Origin of the sequence: Bradyrhizobium sp. WSM3983, from assembly GCF_000473045.1 — a bacterium.
In the GTDB taxonomy this organism is placed as follows: domain Bacteria; phylum Pseudomonadota; class Alphaproteobacteria; order Rhizobiales; family Xanthobacteraceae; genus Bradyrhizobium.
On sequence record NZ_AXAY01000060.1, the window covers coordinates 1 to 17,803 of the forward strand.

The 17,803-nt window shown below is 60.8% G+C and carries 19 protein-coding genes; 9 read left to right on the forward strand and 10 right to left on the reverse strand.

Annotated features, from left to right (window positions below; all coding sequences use genetic code 11):
- The coding region (locus YUA_RS49510) for an SbmA/BacA-like family transporter (RefSeq protein ID WP_305728027.1) at window positions 1–162 on the forward strand (162 nt) is incomplete at its 5' end.
- A 42-nt stretch (window positions 163–204) separates the two neighbouring features.
- On the opposite strand, the gene YUA_RS0140200 is transcribed toward YUA_RS49510, so the two are convergent.
- The 4 genes from YUA_RS0140200 to YUA_RS0140215 are packed head-to-tail and all read right to left on the reverse strand — an operon-like array spanning window position 205 to window position 3,540.
- Window positions 205–1,005: a methyltransferase domain-containing protein gene (locus YUA_RS0140200; RefSeq protein ID WP_371259947.1), complete on the reverse strand. Its 801-nt coding sequence runs from the start codon at window positions 1,003–1,005 to the stop codon at window positions 205–207.
- The gene (locus tag YUA_RS0140205) at window positions 1,002–1,904 is read right to left on the reverse strand and encodes a metal ABC transporter solute-binding protein, Zn/Mn family (RefSeq protein ID WP_027535690.1); all 903 of its coding nucleotides are present in this window, start codon (window positions 1,902–1,904) and stop codon (window positions 1,002–1,004) included. Before YUA_RS0140205 ends, YUA_RS0140200 begins: the two co-directional genes overlap by 4 nt.
- A gap of 11 nt (window positions 1,905–1,915) precedes the next feature.
- Window positions 1,916–2,788 carry a metal ABC transporter permease gene (locus tag YUA_RS0140210; RefSeq protein ID WP_027535691.1) on the reverse strand — a complete coding sequence of 291 codons (873 nt, stop codon included), beginning with the start codon at window positions 2,786–2,788 and terminating at the stop codon, window positions 1,916–1,918.
- The gene (locus YUA_RS0140215; protein ID WP_027535692.1) at window positions 2,785–3,540 is read right to left on the reverse strand and encodes a metal ABC transporter ATP-binding protein; all 756 of its coding nucleotides are present in this window, start codon (window positions 3,538–3,540) and stop codon (window positions 2,785–2,787) included. The genes YUA_RS0140210 and YUA_RS0140215 overlap by 4 nt, the downstream gene beginning before the upstream one ends.
- A gap of 284 nt (window positions 3,541–3,824) precedes the next feature.
- Between YUA_RS0140215 and YUA_RS52220 the strand changes: the two genes are divergently transcribed.
- Together YUA_RS52220 and YUA_RS52225 are read left to right on the forward strand one after the other, a co-directional pair.
- Window positions 3,825–4,079, forward strand: coding sequence for a metalloregulator ArsR/SmtB family transcription factor (locus tag YUA_RS52220; RefSeq protein WP_245285388.1), 255 nt, complete (start codon window positions 3,825–3,827; stop codon window positions 4,077–4,079).
- A gap of 21 nt (window positions 4,080–4,100) precedes the next feature.
- The gene (locus tag YUA_RS52225; RefSeq protein ID WP_245285385.1) at window positions 4,101–4,460 is read left to right on the forward strand and encodes a hypothetical protein; all 360 of its coding nucleotides are present in this window, start codon (window positions 4,101–4,103) and stop codon (window positions 4,458–4,460) included.
- Window positions 4,461–4,590: 130 nt separating this feature from the next.
- Here YUA_RS52225 and YUA_RS0140230 read toward each other — a convergent pair whose 3' ends face one another.
- Genes YUA_RS0140230 through YUA_RS0140240 form a run of 3 tightly spaced genes read right to left on the reverse strand, consistent with a single transcriptional unit; the run spans window position 4,591 to window position 7,304 of the window.
- Window positions 4,591–5,307, reverse strand: coding sequence for a hypothetical protein (locus YUA_RS0140230; RefSeq protein ID WP_156947613.1), 717 nt, complete (start codon window positions 5,305–5,307; stop codon window positions 4,591–4,593).
- Window positions 5,308–5,365: 58 nt separating this feature from the next.
- Window positions 5,366–6,037 (reverse strand): HupE/UreJ family protein, encoded by a 672-nt coding sequence (locus YUA_RS0140235; RefSeq protein ID WP_371259948.1) that lies wholly within the window; start codon window positions 6,035–6,037, stop codon window positions 5,366–5,368.
- Window positions 6,038–6,074: 37 nt separating this feature from the next.
- Window positions 6,075–7,304, reverse strand: coding sequence for a GTP-binding protein (locus tag YUA_RS0140240; RefSeq protein WP_035973010.1), 1,230 nt, complete (start codon window positions 7,302–7,304; stop codon window positions 6,075–6,077).
- A gap of 321 nt (window positions 7,305–7,625) precedes the next feature.
- Here YUA_RS0140240 and YUA_RS46590 point away from each other — a divergent pair, with 321 nt between their 5' ends.
- From YUA_RS46590 to YUA_RS0140270, 6 genes are all read left to right on the forward strand, one after another.
- Complete coding sequence (locus YUA_RS46590) at window positions 7,626–8,132, forward strand: Fur family transcriptional regulator (RefSeq protein ID WP_084293190.1); 507 nt, start codon at window positions 7,626–7,628, stop codon at window positions 8,130–8,132.
- Between the two features lie 160 nt (window positions 8,133–8,292).
- On the forward strand, window positions 8,293–8,688 hold the full coding sequence (locus YUA_RS49520) for a DUF2946 domain-containing protein (RefSeq protein ID WP_256375417.1): 396 nt from the start codon (window positions 8,293–8,295) through the stop codon (window positions 8,686–8,688).
- 295 nt (window positions 8,689–8,983) lie between these two features.
- Window positions 8,984–11,128 (forward strand): TonB-dependent siderophore receptor, encoded by a 2,145-nt coding sequence (locus YUA_RS0140255; protein ID WP_245285386.1) that lies wholly within the window; start codon window positions 8,984–8,986, stop codon window positions 11,126–11,128.
- A gap of 75 nt (window positions 11,129–11,203) precedes the next feature.
- Window positions 11,204–12,034: a DJ-1/PfpI family protein gene (locus tag YUA_RS0140260; protein WP_027535698.1), complete on the forward strand. Its 831-nt coding sequence runs from the start codon at window positions 11,204–11,206 to the stop codon at window positions 12,032–12,034.
- A 71-nt stretch (window positions 12,035–12,105) separates the two neighbouring features.
- Window positions 12,106–12,561: a copper uptake system-associated protein gene (locus YUA_RS0140265; protein ID WP_027535699.1), complete on the forward strand. Its 456-nt coding sequence runs from the start codon at window positions 12,106–12,108 to the stop codon at window positions 12,559–12,561.
- An 11-nt stretch (window positions 12,562–12,572) separates the two neighbouring features.
- Window positions 12,573–13,352, forward strand: coding sequence for a DJ-1/PfpI family protein (locus tag YUA_RS0140270; RefSeq protein WP_027535700.1), 780 nt, complete (start codon window positions 12,573–12,575; stop codon window positions 13,350–13,352).
- A gap of 484 nt (window positions 13,353–13,836) precedes the next feature.
- On the opposite strand, the gene mepA is transcribed toward YUA_RS0140270, so the two are convergent.
- Genes mepA through YUA_RS0140285 form a run of 3 tightly spaced genes read right to left on the reverse strand, consistent with a single transcriptional unit; the run spans window position 13,837 to window position 17,694 of the window.
- Window positions 13,837–14,769 carry a penicillin-insensitive murein endopeptidase gene (mepA, locus tag YUA_RS0140275; RefSeq protein ID WP_027535701.1) on the reverse strand — a complete coding sequence of 311 codons (933 nt, stop codon included), beginning with the start codon at window positions 14,767–14,769 and terminating at the stop codon, window positions 13,837–13,839.
- A gap of 39 nt (window positions 14,770–14,808) precedes the next feature.
- Window positions 14,809–16,287, reverse strand: coding sequence for a DUF3526 domain-containing protein (locus tag YUA_RS46595; RefSeq protein ID WP_084293191.1), 1,479 nt, complete (start codon window positions 16,285–16,287; stop codon window positions 14,809–14,811).
- A 9-nt stretch (window positions 16,288–16,296) separates the two neighbouring features.
- Entirely contained in the window at window positions 16,297–17,694 is a 1,398-nt protein-coding gene (locus tag YUA_RS0140285; RefSeq protein WP_027535702.1) for an ABC transporter permease subunit, read from the reverse strand.
- Between the last annotated feature and the right edge of the window lie 109 nt (window positions 17,695–17,803).

The following is a 17,803-nucleotide window of genomic DNA, read 5'->3' on the forward strand; positions in this document are numbered from 1 at the left end:
TTCACGCAGGTCCGAACCTCGTTTCAGTATCTCGTCAACGCCTGGAGCACGATCGTCGAGCTGATCTCGATCTATCAACGGCTTCGGAGTTTCGAGGCCAAGCTCCATGGCGAGCCGCTGCCTTCAATTGAGACAGAGACGGAGCCATTGTCGTTGGGATGATGCGAAATCCCAGCCCAGCTCTAACGAACTGGNACAGGTCTCTCATCTTGCCGGCTTCCGCGCCCAAGCGCAGAACACCAATTCCCACAGACAGGTGGCATTGTTTTGCTTGCGCTCAGCCAGAAGGCGCTCGTCGAGCGTATCGACGTCGGCGTCCGTCTCCGTCACGATGCCGTGCTTGAGCAGACGCGGGAGCACCGCGCGTATGATCGAAGCCACCGGATATTCTGCCGTCGGCGTGAGAACGTTCGCTTCAGCCCGTACGCATTCGACTTTGAGGCCCGCAGCCGAAAGGGCGCCATGCATACTGAAACCCATGTGCGGATTGACCTCTTCCTTTCGCAACATCTCCCTGAGCCAGCTACGGACCTGGTCATGAAGCGGCAGGCGCACGGGGGCGTCGTTCACGGCAATCGTGTCGTGCTCGTGGAAGGCGACCAGGCCGCCCGGTCGTACCGCGCGGGCGAGTTGCGTTACGGCGTGCGCTGCGTCTGGCTGATACATCAAGACCCGGCGTCCGACTGCGCCATCGAACGTGCCGTGTTCAGGAAGAACGACATCGAATCCCCCTTCGACAAACGTGATATTGAGGAAACCAGCATCGCGCGCCTGCGCACGGGCGGCTTCCAGCATTTGTGGATCGCGGTCTACCGCGAAGACGTGGCCGTGATCTCCAACGCGTCTGGAGAGCATCAGCGAGACGGTGCCGGGCCCACAGCCGATGTCGAGCACGCGCATGCCCGCACTGATAGGCGCATCATCGAGCATCCGCTCGGTCATCTCGTTGACGGCGTTGGTCATCGTGGTGCGTTCCCCTATCTTTTGTGCGACGGACAAGATCAATTGCTTGGCGGCACCATCGCCTTCGCGAGGAGATCTATATTGTACCGAAACATCCGGGCGTAGGTCGGGGCCGGTCCATCGGCGCGCGAGAGCGCCTCCGCGTAAAGTTTGCCACCTGGCTGCGCACCGGTCGCATTCGCAATCTGTTGCACCAACCGCGGATCATTGGAGGTCTCGATAAAATAGAACTTCACGTGTTCGGCCTTCACTTGATCGATCAGTCGTGCGACGTGGCTTGCGGATGCTTCGGTCTCGGTGGAAAGGCCGAGCGGAGACAGGAAGGTGATGCCGTAATCGCGACCGAGATATCCGAAGGCATCGTGGCTGGTCAGGATTTTGCGCTGTTGCGGCGGAATTTGGTCGATGCGTGCGTGTGCGTAGCCATCGAGGTCGCGCAATTCTCGTGAGTAGCGAGCAGCATTGGCCTTGAAGTCGTCGGCAGCTTCAGGATCGGCGGCGATGAGCGCCTTCTCGATATTGGCTGCCCACACCAGGACGTTAAGTGGGCTGTTCCAGACATGCGGGTCGTCGGAGATTTGGCCCTTGCGCTGTCGCTCGCGCAGCTTGATCCCGGTCGAGACAATGACCGGTGTGCCTTGATAGCCGGATGCCGTGACGAGCTTCTCAAACCAGCGTTCCAGGCCCTCGCCGCTGATGAAGGCGAGATCGGCTTCTTTCAGGGTCCTTGCATCGTCGGGCGACGGCTCGAATTGATGCGGATCGCCATCGGGACCGACCAGGCCTTTGACCTGCACATGGCTGCCGCCGATCTGCTGCACCACGTCCGCCAGCACGCTAAAGCTGGCGACGATGTTCAGCGTTTTGGCCGAAGCCGATGTGGCCGTCGCTCCCCAGATCATCAGAGCCGAAAGTGCAATGCGGAAGGACGCGTCTTTCATGTTTTTCTTTCTCAGCCAGTAAGATGCGGTCGGGGAAGAAGCCGGCGCATTGCCGCGGATGGTCCGATCAGCAGCGAGCAGCCATAGATCACGCTTGCGGTCAGGATGATCGTCGGACCCGAGGCAAAGCCGAGGTGATAGGACACGATCAGTCCAATGTAGCCTGATACGGCCGCTGTAGTTGCCGCAGTCAGCATCATGCCGGGCAGGGATCTAGCCCATAGCTGCGCCACCGCCGCGGGCAGCATCATCAGGCCCACCGCCATCAGCGTACCAAGGGCCTGAAAGCCGGCAACGAGATTGAGGACGACGAGAAAGAGAAACAGGAAATGGTAAAGGGATCCCCGACCGGCGACTGCGCGCAGAAAGCCGGAATCGAAGCATTCCACGACGAGTGGTCGATAGATGATGGCGAGCGTGACGACGGTTATCGAGGTGATGGCGCCGATGAAGTACAGTGCCGTCGCGTCGATCGCCAGGATCGTCCCGAACAATACGTGCAGAAGATCGATGTTGGAGCCGCGCAGCGAAACAATGAGAACGCCGAGCGCCAGTGATGTCAGATAGAAGCTGGCAAAACTGGCGTCCTCGCGAAGCGGCGTGGATCGGCTGACAAGTCCGGAAAGCAGCGCGACGCTCAGGCCGGCGACCAGTCCGCCCAGCCCCATCGCGGGCAACGAAAGACCGCCGGCAATGAGGAATCCGATCGCAGCTCCCGGCAGCACCGCGTGGCTCATGGCGTCCCCGACCAGGCTCATGCGGCGGAGCATCAACAGCACGCCGACGGGTCCGGAGCCCATACCGAGCGCAAAGCAGGCGATGAGCGCCCGGCGCAGGAAGCCGTACTCGACGAACGGGAGAATGAAGAGCTGATAGACCGTCATGCTGCGCTTTGGTCCGGCACGTCACAGATGGCAGCATTCTCGTCCCATCGCTCGGCCATCAGCCGCGCTCGCAGCAGATTGTCGGCCGTCATCGTCGTCACCGTCGGGCCCCATGCGACGGGCTCGCGCGCGAGCAGAAGTGCTTGAGGAAAATGCGCGCGCACTTGTTCGACATCGTGCAGCACTGCAATCACCGTGCGTCCATCCTGGTGCCATCGCCTCACGACCTGGAGTAGGTCGTGCGTGGTGCGGGCGTCGATGGCGGTGAAGGGTTCGTCGAGCAGGATGAGCTTGGCATTCTGCAACAGCAATCGCGCGAACAGGACGCGCTGGAATTGCCCCGCCGACAGCGAGCCTATGAGTCGCCGTTCAAACCCGGCGAGCCCCACGGCTGAAAGCGCGCGCCACGCCTCCGACACGCTCCCCTCGGAGACTGCACGGAAAGCTCCGGCTTGACGCCATGCACCGAGCAGGACCACGTCGCCGACCGTTATCGGGAAGCGACGGTCGATGTCCGCCGCCTGCGGCAGATATCCGATGTCGGTCGGCACCACGTGACCGCGATCGATCCTGCCTGACGCAAGCGGGAGTTCGTTCATCAGAGCTCTGAGAAGTGTCGATTTGCCCGCTCCGTTCGGCCCGACAATTGCGGTGAGACTTCCGGGAGCAAACGAGCCGTTGAGATGATGAACCGCGGGATGTCGATCGAACGCGATCGTGACGTCTTGCAAGTGAATGCTGCTGGGGCTCATGGCCGCGCCACCGCCCAGAGAATGGTTAGCCACAGGGTGGCCAAGCTGCCGCTCACCGCGGCCAACCGCAGGAGTGCCGAGCGGGCCATGGTCGAGGCAGCGAGGGTATCGGGTTTGCTCATGAAGGCCTGTGGGGAGGAGATTACCGGACAATGTAATGTTATTACATCACATCACCCCAAGACTTGACAAGCCGCGCGTTGTCCAACATTCTAACGTACGATAGAATGATGGGATCAATGGACAAGCGGATTGATCGATCTCACCTTGAGCAGACCGCAGCCATGTTCAAGGCTCTGTCCGATCCCGGGCGACTACACACCCTCATCATTCTGGCTGCAGGCGAGCGGAATGTCGGCGAACTCGCCGAGGCTGAACACGACCGGGTCGGCACCGTTTCGGCGCGCCTGAAGGTGTTGCTGCAAGCCCGGCTGGTCAAGCGTCGGCGCGAAGGCAAGAACGCGATCTATTCGATCGCCGATGACCACGTATTCCAACTCGTCAAGAATGCCGTCGCGCATGCTGGCGAACACCACTGACTCCACGGAAAGGACTTCGAGATGACCACCTGCAATCTTCCTCATCATTCCAACCACGATCACGCGCACGGACCACAATGCGGCCACGTCGCGGTTCGGCATGGCGACCACGTAGACTACCTCCACGATGGTCATCTTCACCACCCGCACGCCGGTCACGTGGATGAACATCGGATTGAGGTGAGCGACAAGAATCCGGATCGTTGCACGCCCGACCATCACTGCGCCGGACACGATGCTGCCCACGTCCATGGTCCTGGCTGCGGCCACGAAGCGGTCCCACACGGCGATCATGTCGATTATCTCGTCGACGGCCATCTGCATCATCCTCACGGCGCTCACTGTGATGATCATGGTCCGGTCGAGATCGTTCGAAACTAGGATCTGATTTCTATTGGTGTCGAAACGGCGAGTGCACCAGGGTTGCGCTCGCCGTTTCAGCTTGCGGAGCATAACCGGGTCTTCCAGAAAACGCCGCCACATTTGCCGTCGTCTCCGATCCGGCGATTCTTTAGGGCTGTTGAAGGCCATCTGGGGGAGCGCGCGCGCCGGGCCTGTCCTGCGGTTGGAACTCGGGAGGGAGGCGATCCGGCCCTGGGAACGGAATGATGTTCGGCGTCGATTGATTGGACGGTGGAAATGCCGACTTCTGTTTCGGTATCAGCGCTGCGCCTCCATAAAGCAGGCCGATGGCAATCAGCCAGCTGCCGAGAATACGCGCTGGAATCGGAAACCAGATGCGCCAGAACGCCCGTACGGTCAGCGAGATGGCCACGACGATCCAAAACCCGACGATCACTCCCGCCAGAGGAATCGTAACGTCGTGGAGGCTCGGGTCACTCACCTCGATCGCGATCGCCAGCATGCTCCCGGCGACGGCAGCGGCGATGAGCAAAAGCCATGAACGCAGTCGCGCAGCGGGTAGCACAAGTGCCACGCCGACGATTACAGTGGAGATTGGCCCGGTCAGGAAGTGGTGGCTTGTTGCGCGCGGAATTGCCTCCAATACCGACAGCAACCAGTCTTTACGGAAAAAGCCGACGGCCAAGCCGCCGCCAAACAGCGCAAGTGCTCCGAGGCTGTAACGACGGTCCACTAGGGCGAGGGCAACGCCGAGGCCGACCAGCGGCAGCATACGCTCAGGTGCGAGCGCACTCGATAATATCCACCACATCAGCGTGCTGCGTTCCGCAGCGGGGGTCAGCGCGATGGCTGCTACCGTGAGCAATCCGAGCGCCGTCAGAGCGGGGCCGCTCCATTTTATCGCGAGGGCGCCGAAGGCGGATTCAGGCGGCGGAGAGTGCTGTGACAAGGAAGTAGACTCCGCCGAGGCCGATCAGCACTCCGAGGCCGCGAGCCAAGCGACCTCCAAGCGGCTTGTTGAGTGTTAATCCAACACCGATACCAAAAACGTGGATCAGGCCCGTCGCGAGGACGAAGCCGATGATGTAGTCGGCCGGATCGGCCGCAAAGGGCAACTCGGCTCCGTGCGCGTATCCATGGCAGACAGCGAACACCGCGATCAAGCAAAGCGCAATCCATTCGGTAGGATGCCAGGCAGAGGTGATTGCCAAGCCGAGCGCGAGAATCGAGAGCGCGATGCCAATCTCCACGCTAGGAAGCGGCAGGCCGAACATTCCGGCAGCACCGCCGGCAACCATGATCAGCGGGAAAGTCACCGGCAAGGTCCAAACCGGCCGACCGCCCATCTGAGCGCCCCACAGCCCGACGGCGAACATCGCAAGAAAATGGTCTGGCCCGGTGAGCGGATGTGCAAACCCGCTTCCGAAGCCGCCGGAGCCCGTCGAGGTGATGTGGGCTGCCGCCGAATATGGGAGCACGCACCAACAAATTGCCGCGACGGCTGCGCGTCGATTCAAACGCATGCAATGCAACGATCGCCTCCGTTCAGCTAAGGACATCGGGCGTGACGGCCCGCAATGTCTGACCGTCGGCATCTCTTAGCACATGACGTCGGCATCCGGCGCGGCGCGTTTACGCCGCCTGCTTGTCCCAACGCGGAAACGGGTCGGAGAGGTGACGCCAGGCGTCTGGCGTGAAGGCATCGACCATGCCGGTCAATGCGGCGTCGAGCTCGGCGCGGATCGCCTTCTCGTTCATCTGATCGGCAAGGCCAATGAACACGATCTCCTGGCGCCGGTCGCCCCATGTGGGATCCAGATAGGGTTTCATGCTGTCGTGCCACTCTGGATTGTCCGGCCAGCGCTCGCGCGGCACCGCGGACCACCACAGTCCCCGCTTGGAGGTCCGGACCATCGCGCCGGCCTGGGCGAGTTCGCCGACAAAGTTGGGTCGGGTCGCCAGCCAGAAGAATCCCTTGGCGCGAACGACGCCCGGCCACGACTTGCTGACGAAAGCGTTGAAGGCCATTGGCGCGAACGGACGACGGGCGCGATAGACAAAAGAACGAATGCCGTATTCCTCGGTCTCCGGCACATGGTCCTTGAAGCCGTTCAGCTCCTTGAACCAGAGCGGGTGGGTTTGCGCACGCGCGAAATCGAACAGGCCGGTGTTGAGGACGGTGCCGAGCGGGACGCGCCCATAATCGGCGTCGATGATCCGGGCCTCGGCGTTGAGCGAGGCGATGATCTTGCGCGCCAGCTCACGTTGTTCGAGCGAGGCGGATCCCGCCTTGTTCAGCACGATGACGTCGGCGAATTCGATCTGCTCGACGTGAAGGTCGACGAGGGCACGGTCGTCACCTTCGCCGGCGACCTCGCCGCGATCGCGCAGGAAGTCATGGCTGGAATAATCTTTCAGCAGGTTCACAGCATCGACAACCGTGACCATGGTGTCGAGCCGCGCGACATCCGCAAGCGAGCGCCCATCCTCGTCCCGGAAGTCGAAGGTGGTCGCAACGGACAGCGGTTCGCCGATCCCGGTCGACTCGATGACGAGGTAGTCAAAGCGTCCATCTTCGGCGAGGCGCCGCACCTCTTTGAGGAGATCGTCGCGCAGCGTGCAGCAGATGCAGCCGTTCGACATTTCAACGAGCTTCTCGTCGGTGCGGGAAAGACCGCCATCTTGCTTCACCAGCTCGGCGTCGATGTTCACCTCGCTCATGTCGTTGACGATGACCGCGACCTTCATGCCATCCCGGTTGTTGAGGATGTTGTTGAGCAGCGAGGTCTTCCCGGCGCCGAGAAAGCCGGACAGCACGGTAACGGGGAGACGACGGCCTCCCCCGATTTGGGGGCTGGTCATGAACACTCCGGGATATTGCGAGAGTCGAGCGGGCTTTGCGCGGCTTTGGGATTGATTCCGAGAGGCGCCTAGATTTCGGTGTAGTCCAAGACCGTGTGATCCCCGGACCAGATCTTGTCCGCGTCGTAAATCCGCTCACGACGCCTGGACCTGAAGTCTATTCCGAGAACGACCACGCCCATGGGCAAAGACTCGCAAGCGATTGGCTCGCGATTGGGGACTTTCGCGACTTCGGGCTTGGTCATGATCGCTCCGAGGTGTAATATTATGACATGGCGCCTGTTATAGTGTTACACTCCATGTCGTCAAGGCGAGATTTAGATGGCTCATGATCCGGATCAGAGTTCCAGGGGCGTGCACGCAGATGCACATCGTCATGCCATCGACGCCGATGCGGTACAGAGCCGCGCCCGCGCCTACGCGACATCGAAGGGACTTCCGTTCACGGCGATGCGTCAGCGGGTGTTGGCCTTGCTTGCGGCATCCGGAAAACCCATGGCCGCCTACGAGATCGCCGAGAAGCTGAGCGATGCGCGCAGAGTGCAGGCGGTTCAGGTCTATCGTGCTCTCGAGTTCCTGCAGGAGGCTGGGTGTGTCCATCGGCTGGCCTCTCAGTCGTCATATTTCGCTTGCGATCATCTCCATGGGAATGGCGAGACAGTTGTATTCATGGTCTGCAGCCAATGCGGCGCGGTTCAGGAAGCTGCTTCCGACCTGGTTGCACGGGGCTTGCGGGGTGTGGCCAAGACCACGGGCTTCAAGCCTCTGCACCCGATTATCGAGTTGGAGGGAGAGTGTGCGGACTGCACGAGCGAACCCGTGCGTTAGGGCGTGGGCTCATTGGCACGCAGCCATAGTCTGATAGATGCAACGTGATATTTGGGATACAGGCGACGAACATTCTTCGCCTGCGCTGCTCCGCCTCTTCCTGAGTAAGTTGAGCTGCCGTCGACTCTCAACAAGTCCCGTGTTTAGCTCAGGCGTTGTAATGGGACGGCTACCAGTGCGCCGACGGCTGCAAATCTATCTTCCGGCGTTCTTGCTGGCGCTCATGATGCAAATCATCGCGCCGATCGACGCGTCATGGGCGACAGCCTCCAGTTTGTCTGATCCCTTGGCCGCCTTCGACGGTGTTGCAATCTGCCACACTGGAAGCGGAGAGTCCGACAACCAGTCCGACCCAACCGGCCACCATGCTCACGCAGGCGCTTGCGCACTGTGTTGTCTGGTTCATGCCGGTCCACCTTTGGGCTCGCCCAAGATCGCAGTTGCTGTACCCTATCGATCCTCGACGCCCGTGGTCTGGTCTATCGCGGCGCAAGAACTGCGGGATCCCCGCAGTGGCGGACACGCCCAGGCCCGCGCTCCCCCTTCGAACTCCTGACTTTTCCAAAATCGCCAGATCGGTGCGGCTACTTGGCTGCCCTCGATCACGTTGTCGACTATTGGCGGGCGATTGCGCCCGAGTTTGAGAGTTTCCGATGTTTCGTTCTCGCGCCCTGGGGAGCGCGAGTGTCGTCGCGATCCAGCTGCTGTTTCTCGCGGCTTCCGACTTCGCTTGTGCCCAATCCACGCAACTGCCCGGTGTGACGGTGGACGCACCGACACGGACACGCCCTGTCGTAGCGCCCGTCGCCGGCAAGAAGTCAGGCGCCAACCGCGTCAAACGCGCGCACGCAGTGCCGGCCGAGCCGCCGACCGTCACGCGCCTCGTAAACAGCCTCGGGACCTATAATCCCGCACTAAATTTGCCGGATCTCAAACTTCCGTCGGGAACCACCCTGACGACCGCGGGCCCGGTCGACGGCTATCGGGCGCTGTCGGCGTTCTCCGCCACCAAGACGGCGACGCCGATCGAGCAGGTCCCGCAGTCGATCCAGGTGATCCCCAGGAGTGTCATCACCGACCAGAACAATGTCTCGGTTACCGAGGCCATCCAGAATGTCTCGAACGTGCAAGGGACAAATACTCTCAGCATCGGCACCACAGGGCCGACGGGCCTGACCAACATTCGCGGGTTCTCTGCCCAGCAATATCTCGACGGCATGAACGTCATGTACAACGCCGGTGACCGCGATTCGCTGGTGAACGTGGAACGTATCGAAGTCCTGAAGGGGCCTAATGCGATCCTCTATGGCGGCGGAGCAGGCAGTCCCCTCGGCGGCGCTATCAATGTCGTCTCGAAGTTGCCGACCGACAAGGCGAGCCTGGAAGCGGGCTTGACGTTTGGGACGAACAACTACGTGCAGCCGTACTTTGACGTCAATCAACCGCTTTCAGCCGACAAGACGGTGCTGTTCCGGTTCACCGGCGCATATACGAAGAATGATGCCTTTGTCGATGTTGTGCATCAGAACCGCTATTCGCTGAATCCGACGCTGACACTGACGAACAAGGAAGACACGACGCTGACGATCCAGGGTCGAATCTCGAGGCTCGAGCAGCAGGCCTATCAGGGCTTGCCTGCGGTCGGCACCGTCGCAGGAGGTTTCCGCCTCAATCCCGATCTGTATATCGGTCCTTCGAACATCCCGAAGAGCTACAGCGAGGTCAAGAGCGTGACGGCGACGTTCGACCGCCAGCTCGATTCCATCTGGTCCTTCAACATCAAAGCACGTTGGGCGGACCAGAGCTTTGATCAGAAGAGCCAGACGACACAAACCGCTGCGCCCGATGTCGGTCCAACGACGTGGAGCCTGTTGAATATCGACCTCGCCCAGAAACAGCAGGAATTGACCATCAACCCGAATTTTGAGGCGCGGTTCAGGCTGGGGCCAACCAACAACGTCTGGCTCACCGGCGCCGATTACAGCCGCGTTACGGATCGCGGTCACATGAACACTGATCTCGGCATTCTACCGGTCGATCTGGTGAATAACCCTGTCTTTCCGACGCCGTACACGGATCCCACCCCTGCGTCGGCAGCCTTCTTCTTCCCGTTTTTCGACTTCAACAGCGCCTATGTCACCAAAGGCGCATACACTCAGTTGCAATCCACCATCTACGATCGCATTCACATCCTCGCCGGCGTGCGGTTTGCGAGTATCAATATCGACTATCTCGAAAACTTCCCGTTCAGCGCGGGCGTGTTTTCGCCGACCCAATTCGGCACCGACACAACCAAGGCCCTGCCCAGGTTCGGAGCGGTTCTCGATCTCATTCCGGGACTATCGGTCTACGGCAGCTATAGCGAGGGGATGCAAACGTCGGCATTCACGCAGGCCTTGAACACGAACATCGCGCCTGAAACATCGAAGCAGGTCGAGGGCGGCTTCAAGTTCAATATCAACGATCAATTAACCGGCACCGTCGCGGTGTTCGACATCCAGCGCCAGAACGTGCCGGTGACGATTGGCGTCGGTATCGGGGCTCTGTCCGCGCAGGAATCGAAAGGCTACGAGGCCGACCTGATTTGGCGGCCCACCAAGAACTGGAAGGTGCTGGCGAGCTACGGCCACACGAATGTCGTGTTCTCCGACTCGAACATAGCCCCACAAGGGAACAAAGTCCCTATGGTCCCTGAAGATTCAGGCCGGGTCTGGGTCAACTACGCTTTCGACTGGCCCGCTCTCAGAGGCTGGAGCGCCGGTGCAGGTGTCTACGTGGCGTCCTCGCAGTATGTCGACAACCTCAATCTCTACAAGACGCCAGGGTACTTCACCGTCGACGCCAAGATTGCCTACGAGACCGAGCACTGGAGGGCATCCCTCAATGTCAAGAATCTGACGGGCGAGAAGTACTTCGTGCCGTTCCTCTGGTTCGGCGGCCAGGTCGCGCCCGGCGACGGCCGCGCCTTCTACGGTACGCTTGCCTATCGATACTGATATCCTCGACGTCTTGTCGCCAATGCCGGAACCGACAGGGATGTCGGAGCATGTCGAAATCTCGGGAGTGCACGAATGATATCGAAACGGGATCTGCTTCTCGCTTCCGCAGCGGGCCTCGCTGCGGCGGGTCTGCGGGCGGCGCCTGCCGCCGAGGTCGCGCCGGACATGCCGGCCGGTCACGACATGTCGCAGATGCCGGCGAACTGGATGGGGAAGGAGCAAATTGCGTTCCTCATCTATCCAGAGTTCACGGCGCTCGACATGGTCGGTGCGCACGCCATGCTGACCGGCCTTCTCGGCGCGACAACCCACATCGTCGGAAAGACCAGGGACATCGTGAAGAGCGATTCCGGTCTGCAATTCCAGCCGAGCGCCACCTTCGACGAATGTCCGCGCGAGCTCGACATCATCTGCGTCCCCGGTGGCGCAGCCGGCACGCTTGCGGCCATGCAGGACGATGGCACGCTTCGCTTCCTGAAGGACCGCGGATCGCGCGCCAAGTTCGTCACGTCGGTCTGCACGGGTTCGTTGCTGCTGGGAGCTGCGGGACTTCTGACCGGCTACAAGGCGACCTCGCATTGGGCGACGATACCGCTGCTGCCGCTTTTTGGAGCGAACGCGACCGCGGCCAGGATCGTCCATGACCGCAACAGAATTACGGCGGGAGGCGTTACGGCCGGGATCGACTTCGGCCTGTCGCTCGTGGGACAGCTGCGCGACCGGCAATATGCGGAGTGCGTCCAGTTGATGGCCCAGTACGCGCCGGAGCCACCATACGACGCCGGAACACCGGAGAGAGCGCCACGTGAAGTCACGAAGATAATGAGCGACATGTTCGTGGACTTTAACAAGCAGGCCGAAAGGATTGGACGAGACGTCTATCCCAGATATCGCGATGGCTGACGCGAGGTGGCTCGAAGGAACGTATTGGCTAAGCTTGCGCAAAAGTGAAGTGGCAAACCGAGGGGTTAGAGATGTTCAGAACGTCATTGGCTGCGCTGTTTGCGCTGGCGATCCATTCGAGCAACTGTTTCGCTGCAACAGCCGACTCCGACGAGACGTCCATAAGTCGGCTTCTTCATGGCATGTTTGACAAACCACAGGAGACGCTTTCGGTCGAACCGGTCATGGTGTCAGGCAATCATGCGATTGCCGATTGGACTCAGGGTGAAATGGGAGGTCGTGCATTGTTGCGCAATCACGACGGCACCTGGGCAATCATCCTCTGCGCGGGCGACGGCATCAAGTCGAAGGATGCATTGCTGAAGGCTGGCGTCCCTGCCGCGGATGCGGAGAGGCTCGAAAGCGATATGGCGAACGCCGAAGCCAAACTCCCGCCGGGAAAAGCCGCGATGTTCTCGCGCTTCGAGGGCCTGGTTATGATGGATGGTGATGCGGATCAACACAAACAAGCGCATGGCAGCAAATAGCCGGAGGCAACATGAATCGTCGTGATTTCAGCATCGCACTTGGTGCGCTGCCTCTTCTGTCGTGGGTCATTTCGGCAGCATCTGCCGCCGGGCCGGCGGAAGCGCCAAAGCCGAAAATCGGCATGCTGATCTATCCGGGTATGATCCTGCAGGATCTGGTTGGACCGCAAACCGTGTTTTCTATCCTTCAGGCCGACATCAGGCTGGTTTGGAAAGACAGGAAGCCGGTCATGACCGATGTCGGCATCGCTCTCACTGCGAACGATACGTTCGACACCTGTCCCCCGGAATTGGATGTCCTGTTCGTTCCGGGCGGCCTCGGGGGATCCATTGCCTGTATGAAGGACGCGGAAGTCACCGGATTCCTCGCGTCGAGAGGCGCTCGCGCTCGCTACGTGACGAGCGTGTGCACTGGATCTCTGGTGCTCGCCGCCGCAGGCTTGCTGAGAGGATATCAGGCAACGTCACATTGGTATGTTCGCGACCTGCTGCCCCTGATGGGCGCTACTCTCGGGGCAGAGCGGGTCGTCGAGGATCGCAATCGCTTCACTGCAGGAGGCGTTACCTCCGGGATCGACTTCGGCCTGACGCTCGCAGCCCGACTTTCCAACGACGACACAGCCAGGCGGATACAGCTCTTGATCGAATACGATCCAAAGCCGCCCTTCGCCGCCGGTAGCCCGGAGGGTGCCGGGCCCGCGCTAACACAAGAGATCCTCCAGCGCCGTGCGCCTCTTATTGCGTCGGTTCGAAAGGAGGCAGAGATAGCCAAAGAGAGGTTGGGTATCTAGTGTCTCAAACTCAAAGAAACGAAATCGGTCCGGAGAAAGTTGACAAGACATGCAATACGCCACCGAGGCAGCTGGCGGCGTCAGGCTGGATCGTGGTTGCGACGATTGAGATCGATAGGAAGACTGACGCTGTTTTCTTTGCCGTGGCGGCACAATCAGCAGACGAAGCTGAGAGGGCCATTCTTCGCTATCCAGGCATGTTGCCCAGCGATGCTCGATCCGCGCTACGTCAGCTTTCTTTATCGGAAATATCCAGCTTGAAATTGAGGTTTGGAGGTGTACGACCTTATGACCGTCGAGCTAGCTCGCTGCCGTCATCCTAGGCGTGCCCTCGAGAATCCTGTTAGCCGTACACTGAGAGACCAGACATTATTTGGCAGCAACTTGGTCGCCGTAGGGGTGCACGGGGGGACGTTGCCTTCGCCGACCATCGCCGCTGGAGTTAGGGATCCAAGGCCTAATTAGAGCGCTTCGCTTGCCTGCTCTACGGAGCAACCAGTATCTGCCGGCAAGCAGCTGGCAGCTCAGCAAGCGTTGGCCCCTGTCGAGGCTTCACCGGGGCTGTCGGTAGCTTTGGATGCAGTACCGGCTCGCTGAACCAGTAGGCGAGATCGCCTGTGCTGCAGCCCTCATTGTCCGATGGCGGCGGTTGCGACTGACATTCGCTGCTCCCCGCCGGGCATTTGATCCGGATATGGAAATGATAGTCGTGCCCGTACATAGGGCGCACCTTGGAAAGCCAGCTTCGGTCGCCTTTGGCCTCGCGGCATAACGCCTTCTTGATCGCTGCATTGACAAAGATGCGCTCCACGGCGGGCTCCTGTGCGGCGGCGCGGATCACGAGCAGATGGCTCGGAGTCCAGACTCTCGCATCGACATCGAGACGATCCGGGCGCACCATCATGACGGCGGACATCTCCTCACGCTCCTCCGGCACCAGCTCCCGGTCCGGCATCGGCGTTAGCCAGATATCGGCATCCAGCCCGACCTGGTGACTGGCGTGTCCGGTGAGCATCGGACCCCCGCGCGGCTGCGAGAGATCTCCGACCAGCAGTCCCGGCCACCCCGCGACCTGGTGCACCTTGTCGGACAGCCGCTCCAACAGCGCGATCATGTCCGGATGGGCCCAGTTGCGGTTGCGCGATAATCGCATCACCTGCCATGTCTTGCCGTTGATCGGGAGCGCCTGCGCGCCGGCAAGGCAGCCCTTGGCATAGAAACCGATGGAGCGAACGGCCAACGGCGCCGGGAGTGTCTTTCGCCCAAAAAGTTCTTTGGCGCCGATATGCGGATCGTTGGGATTGGTCAGCGGCGGCAGCGGTTTGGGATCCAGCGTGCCCTTGTCCTGGGCCAGCGCGGGATGCGCCCACAGGACGGCTGCGGAACACAAGGTCATTAAGAGTACTCGGCGGTTCATCGGAAGACGCATTGCGATCCACCTGACTGTCGGCTCCGATCAAAATCCCGCCGAACCGCGCGATGAGCGCGCAAGCGCGACGCCACCAACCATGAACGCGAGCGCCAGCATCAATGCGGTCCGCCGCCAGATGCTCCATCTGGTTTCGCTCGCCGAAATTTCGTTCCAATGCCACTGAGGCAAAGAAGACAGGTCTTGCGCGGTCATGGCGCGGCTTTCCAGGATTCGGGGAGAGAAATATTGTCTCCATTCGTCGTGAAATGCCTCTGTCTGATCCTTGAATGCGACGAAGCGGCGTGTGTCGGTACCGGAGATTAAGTTCAGCGCTTCATTGACGAGGATCGCGGGCGACAGCAGGCTCAGCCGGTCGACGAGCCTCTGTTGTTGCAACAGCTGGCGATCAAAGGCTTGTAGAAGGGGTTCGATTTTCTCGTCGACGCTCTGCTTGGCCAGAAAAAATGCACGCATTCGCGAAGGGACTTCGATGCGCTCGCCTTTGACCAGCAGTGCTTCCGGATCCGAAGCGTAGCGATAGTCCGCACTATAGAGGTTCTCAAACTCGCGCAACGATTCCGCCGTTGCGACGCGCGTGCGGCTGGCCAGTTCAGTCCGGGACGGGGCGGGGCTGACCAGGCCAACAACAAGGTTCATCGTGACCGGCAAGATGAGCACAAAAGTTGTCCAGAGTGCCACCATGATCAGGGCATTGGTCGAGGAGGAAAGGCCGGTCGCGTTGACCAGGGCCGCGACCGCGAACCAGAACAAGGTATACGCCGTGATCAGCGCTGACCACGACAGCATCAACAGCAGTTGCTCTGCGCCACGGGTTTCGGGACGGATCAAAAGCAGGACAATGAGCGGCAAGGGAATTGCGATCGCCAGCAGGGCGAGCATGCGCACGATGATTTTCCCGGTCAGCAACGTGGCGACGGAAAGGGGTTGCGAACACAGCATGCGCAAGGTGCCATGTTCGCGTTCCGCCGACAGCAGGTTATACCCGAGCGTGGTAACCAGCAGAGGCAGTACGAATACGATGACGAACGAGAGATCGAAGTGCCCGCTGAGCAGATTCCAGGGGTTTTCGATCTCCGTGTCGTACATGAACTGGACTTTGCTCAAATAGCTGATGCGGTAGTAGTTGGGCATCATGTCCGATTGACCGATCGCCATGGCTGCGAGCGGTGCATTGGGAATCGTGGCAAAGCGCCCGGCAAGGGTGCCGGCCAAAGCCGCCGGGTTCGCCGGATTCGAGAAGGGAACCAGCGCACTCCTGCCGGCGAGAACGGATTCAAGCGTTCCGGTGTTTGCCGTTTGGGTTTCCTGTTCATGCTTCAAGACTTGAGCGACCATGCGCTCTCGGAGCGTTGCTTGCGCCAGTCCCACAAATAGTCCGTAGCCTACCATCAGAGCGAGAAGGCAGCACACCAGCGGCAACGTTCGATCGCGAACAAGGATGCGGGCTTCGTGCCGGACAATCAGCGACAGGGCGGAGAGCGGGCGAGACTTCACTAAGGTCATTTCGAATGCCTAGCGCATGAGCGGACGAGAGACGGCATACCGCGCGAGCGCGACGGAGAGGCAGAACATGACGCCGAGCAACGCAAGGCTCGCCCAATGCTGCGCCAAGGCAAACGAAACGGTGGGAAGTTGATACCTGAATGGCGGCACGGTTGCCCACAGCTCGGGGCCAGCTTTGTAGGTGAAATGCGCGTTGCCCAAGGGATCGGCGTGTTCGACCAGGTCCTCGCTGACAATGTCCTGAATCTTCCGCCGCTGCGTTTCGGCCGCGGTAGAGAAGTCACGATGTTGCGAAAAGTCCGTTCCGGTCAGGCCCATGGAGAAGCCGCGGAGTGCAACGACGGGGGCAACGAGACCGACCCACTCTTGCGCGCGCTGTTGGCGCTCGAACGTGTCCCAGAGCGCGCCAAAATTGTCATCAAGCGCACCATAACCAGCCTCGTCGTCGACTTTCAGCGCCGCGCCCCATTTGCTGAGCGGGAGCGACGCATCCCACTGCGATCGCACGCCGAAATGGGCGGCCCAGGCCTTGCCGGCGGCTCCCGCAATGTCGTGGGACAGATGATCGTCGAAGGCGAGACGCGATGGTGTCGGATAGAGCAGATTGACCGCCTCGGATGCTGTGCGCGGAGCGATCAGCGTTGCTACGACCCAGAAGCCGAGCAGTATGACCAGAGCCGCCCGCGATGAACGCACGAGGGCTGACACGGCCAGAGTCAGAAACACGAAAAGGCCGAGATAGAAGCCGTACGCCGCTGCAAGCCAGGCGATCCGATAGACCACGTCAAGGCGCTCTCCTGCGGGAAGACGCGCAACGATGAACGCCGCAAACACAACGCCGAGCGGAGCAATCAGAAGGCCAGCGCAGCTCGCAAGTGCAGCCGCCTTGCCGAGAAGCAGGCTCCGCGCGGGGACGCCCAGGCTGAGAAGCTGGCGTAACGTTCCGCGTTCGCGCTCGCCACTCAACGCGTTGAAGCCGATGACGATAATGAGCAGGGGAACCAAGACCTGAAGCAGCCACGCCGGCGATAGCTCGCCGAACCGCTGCAATCCGGTTGCGTCCTGGGCCGGCCGGAACTTGACCTCGCTCTGGCGATGCGCCTGCAGCCACACGGTCGAGCCGACAAAAGGCCCGATCCCCGGATCGAAGACGCCGAGCGGCGGTTCGGGCTTGAAGACGTGCATGCCCTGTTCCGCCGCATCGTGCGGATGCCGATAGCCTTGATGAAGCCAAGCCTCATAGTCGAGCGCTTGGCCTGCCGACCGTTCGTTGTTCAGCTGAACCTGCCGATTCCATCCGGCAGCGAGAGCCACCAGCAGGAGGACGAGAATCAGCCCTCCGGCCCAGAGCAGACGCCCGTCGCGGGCCAGCTCGCGCATATCCTTGGCGGCAATGATCGCGAACACGTCAGCTCTTCATGTGCTTGAGGTAGAGCGCTTCGAGATCGGCGTGGCTGACATCCTCGCTCCTCAATTCTTCCACCAGCCGCCCGTGCTTCATGATGCCGAGGCGGGT

Coding starts and splice junctions, on each gene's coding strand:
- YUA_RS0140205 (WP_027535690.1), bottom strand. CDS start 1,904: ATGAAAGACGCGTCCTTCCGCATTGCACTTTCGGCTCTGATGATCTGG.
- YUA_RS0140210 (WP_027535691.1), bottom strand. CDS start 2,788: ATGACGGTCTATCAGCTCTTCATTCTCCCGTTCGTCGAGTACGGCTTC.
- YUA_RS0140215 (WP_027535692.1), bottom strand. CDS start 3,540: ATGAGCCCCAGCAGCATTCACTTGCAAGACGTCACGATCGCGTTCGAT.
- YUA_RS52220 (WP_245285388.1), top strand. CDS start 3,825: ATGTTCAAGGCTCTGTCCGATCCCGGGCGACTACACACCCTCATCATT.
- YUA_RS52225 (WP_245285385.1), top strand. CDS start 4,101: ATGACCACCTGCAATCTTCCTCATCATTCCAACCACGATCACGCGCAC.
- YUA_RS0140235 (WP_371259948.1), bottom strand. CDS start 6,037: ATGCCGACGGTCAGACATTGCGGGCCGTCACGCCCGATGTCCTTAGCT.
- YUA_RS0140240 (WP_035973010.1), bottom strand. CDS start 7,304: ATGACCAGCCCCCAAATCGGGGGAGGCCGTCGTCTCCCCGTTACCGTG.
- YUA_RS46590 (WP_084293190.1), top strand. CDS start 7,626: ATGGCTCATGATCCGGATCAGAGTTCCAGGGGCGTGCACGCAGATGCA.
- YUA_RS49520 (WP_256375417.1), top strand. CDS start 8,293: ATGGGACGGCTACCAGTGCGCCGACGGCTGCAAATCTATCTTCCGGCG.
- YUA_RS0140260 (WP_027535698.1), top strand. CDS start 11,204: ATGATATCGAAACGGGATCTGCTTCTCGCTTCCGCAGCGGGCCTCGCT.
- YUA_RS0140265 (WP_027535699.1), top strand. CDS start 12,106: ATGTTCAGAACGTCATTGGCTGCGCTGTTTGCGCTGGCGATCCATTCG.
- YUA_RS0140270 (WP_027535700.1), top strand. CDS start 12,573: ATGAATCGTCGTGATTTCAGCATCGCACTTGGTGCGCTGCCTCTTCTG.
- mepA (WP_027535701.1), bottom strand. CDS start 14,769: ATGAACCGCCGAGTACTCTTAATGACCTTGTGTTCCGCAGCCGTCCTG.
- YUA_RS46595 (WP_084293191.1), bottom strand. CDS start 16,287: ATGACCTTAGTGAAGTCTCGCCCGCTCTCCGCCCTGTCGCTGATTGTC.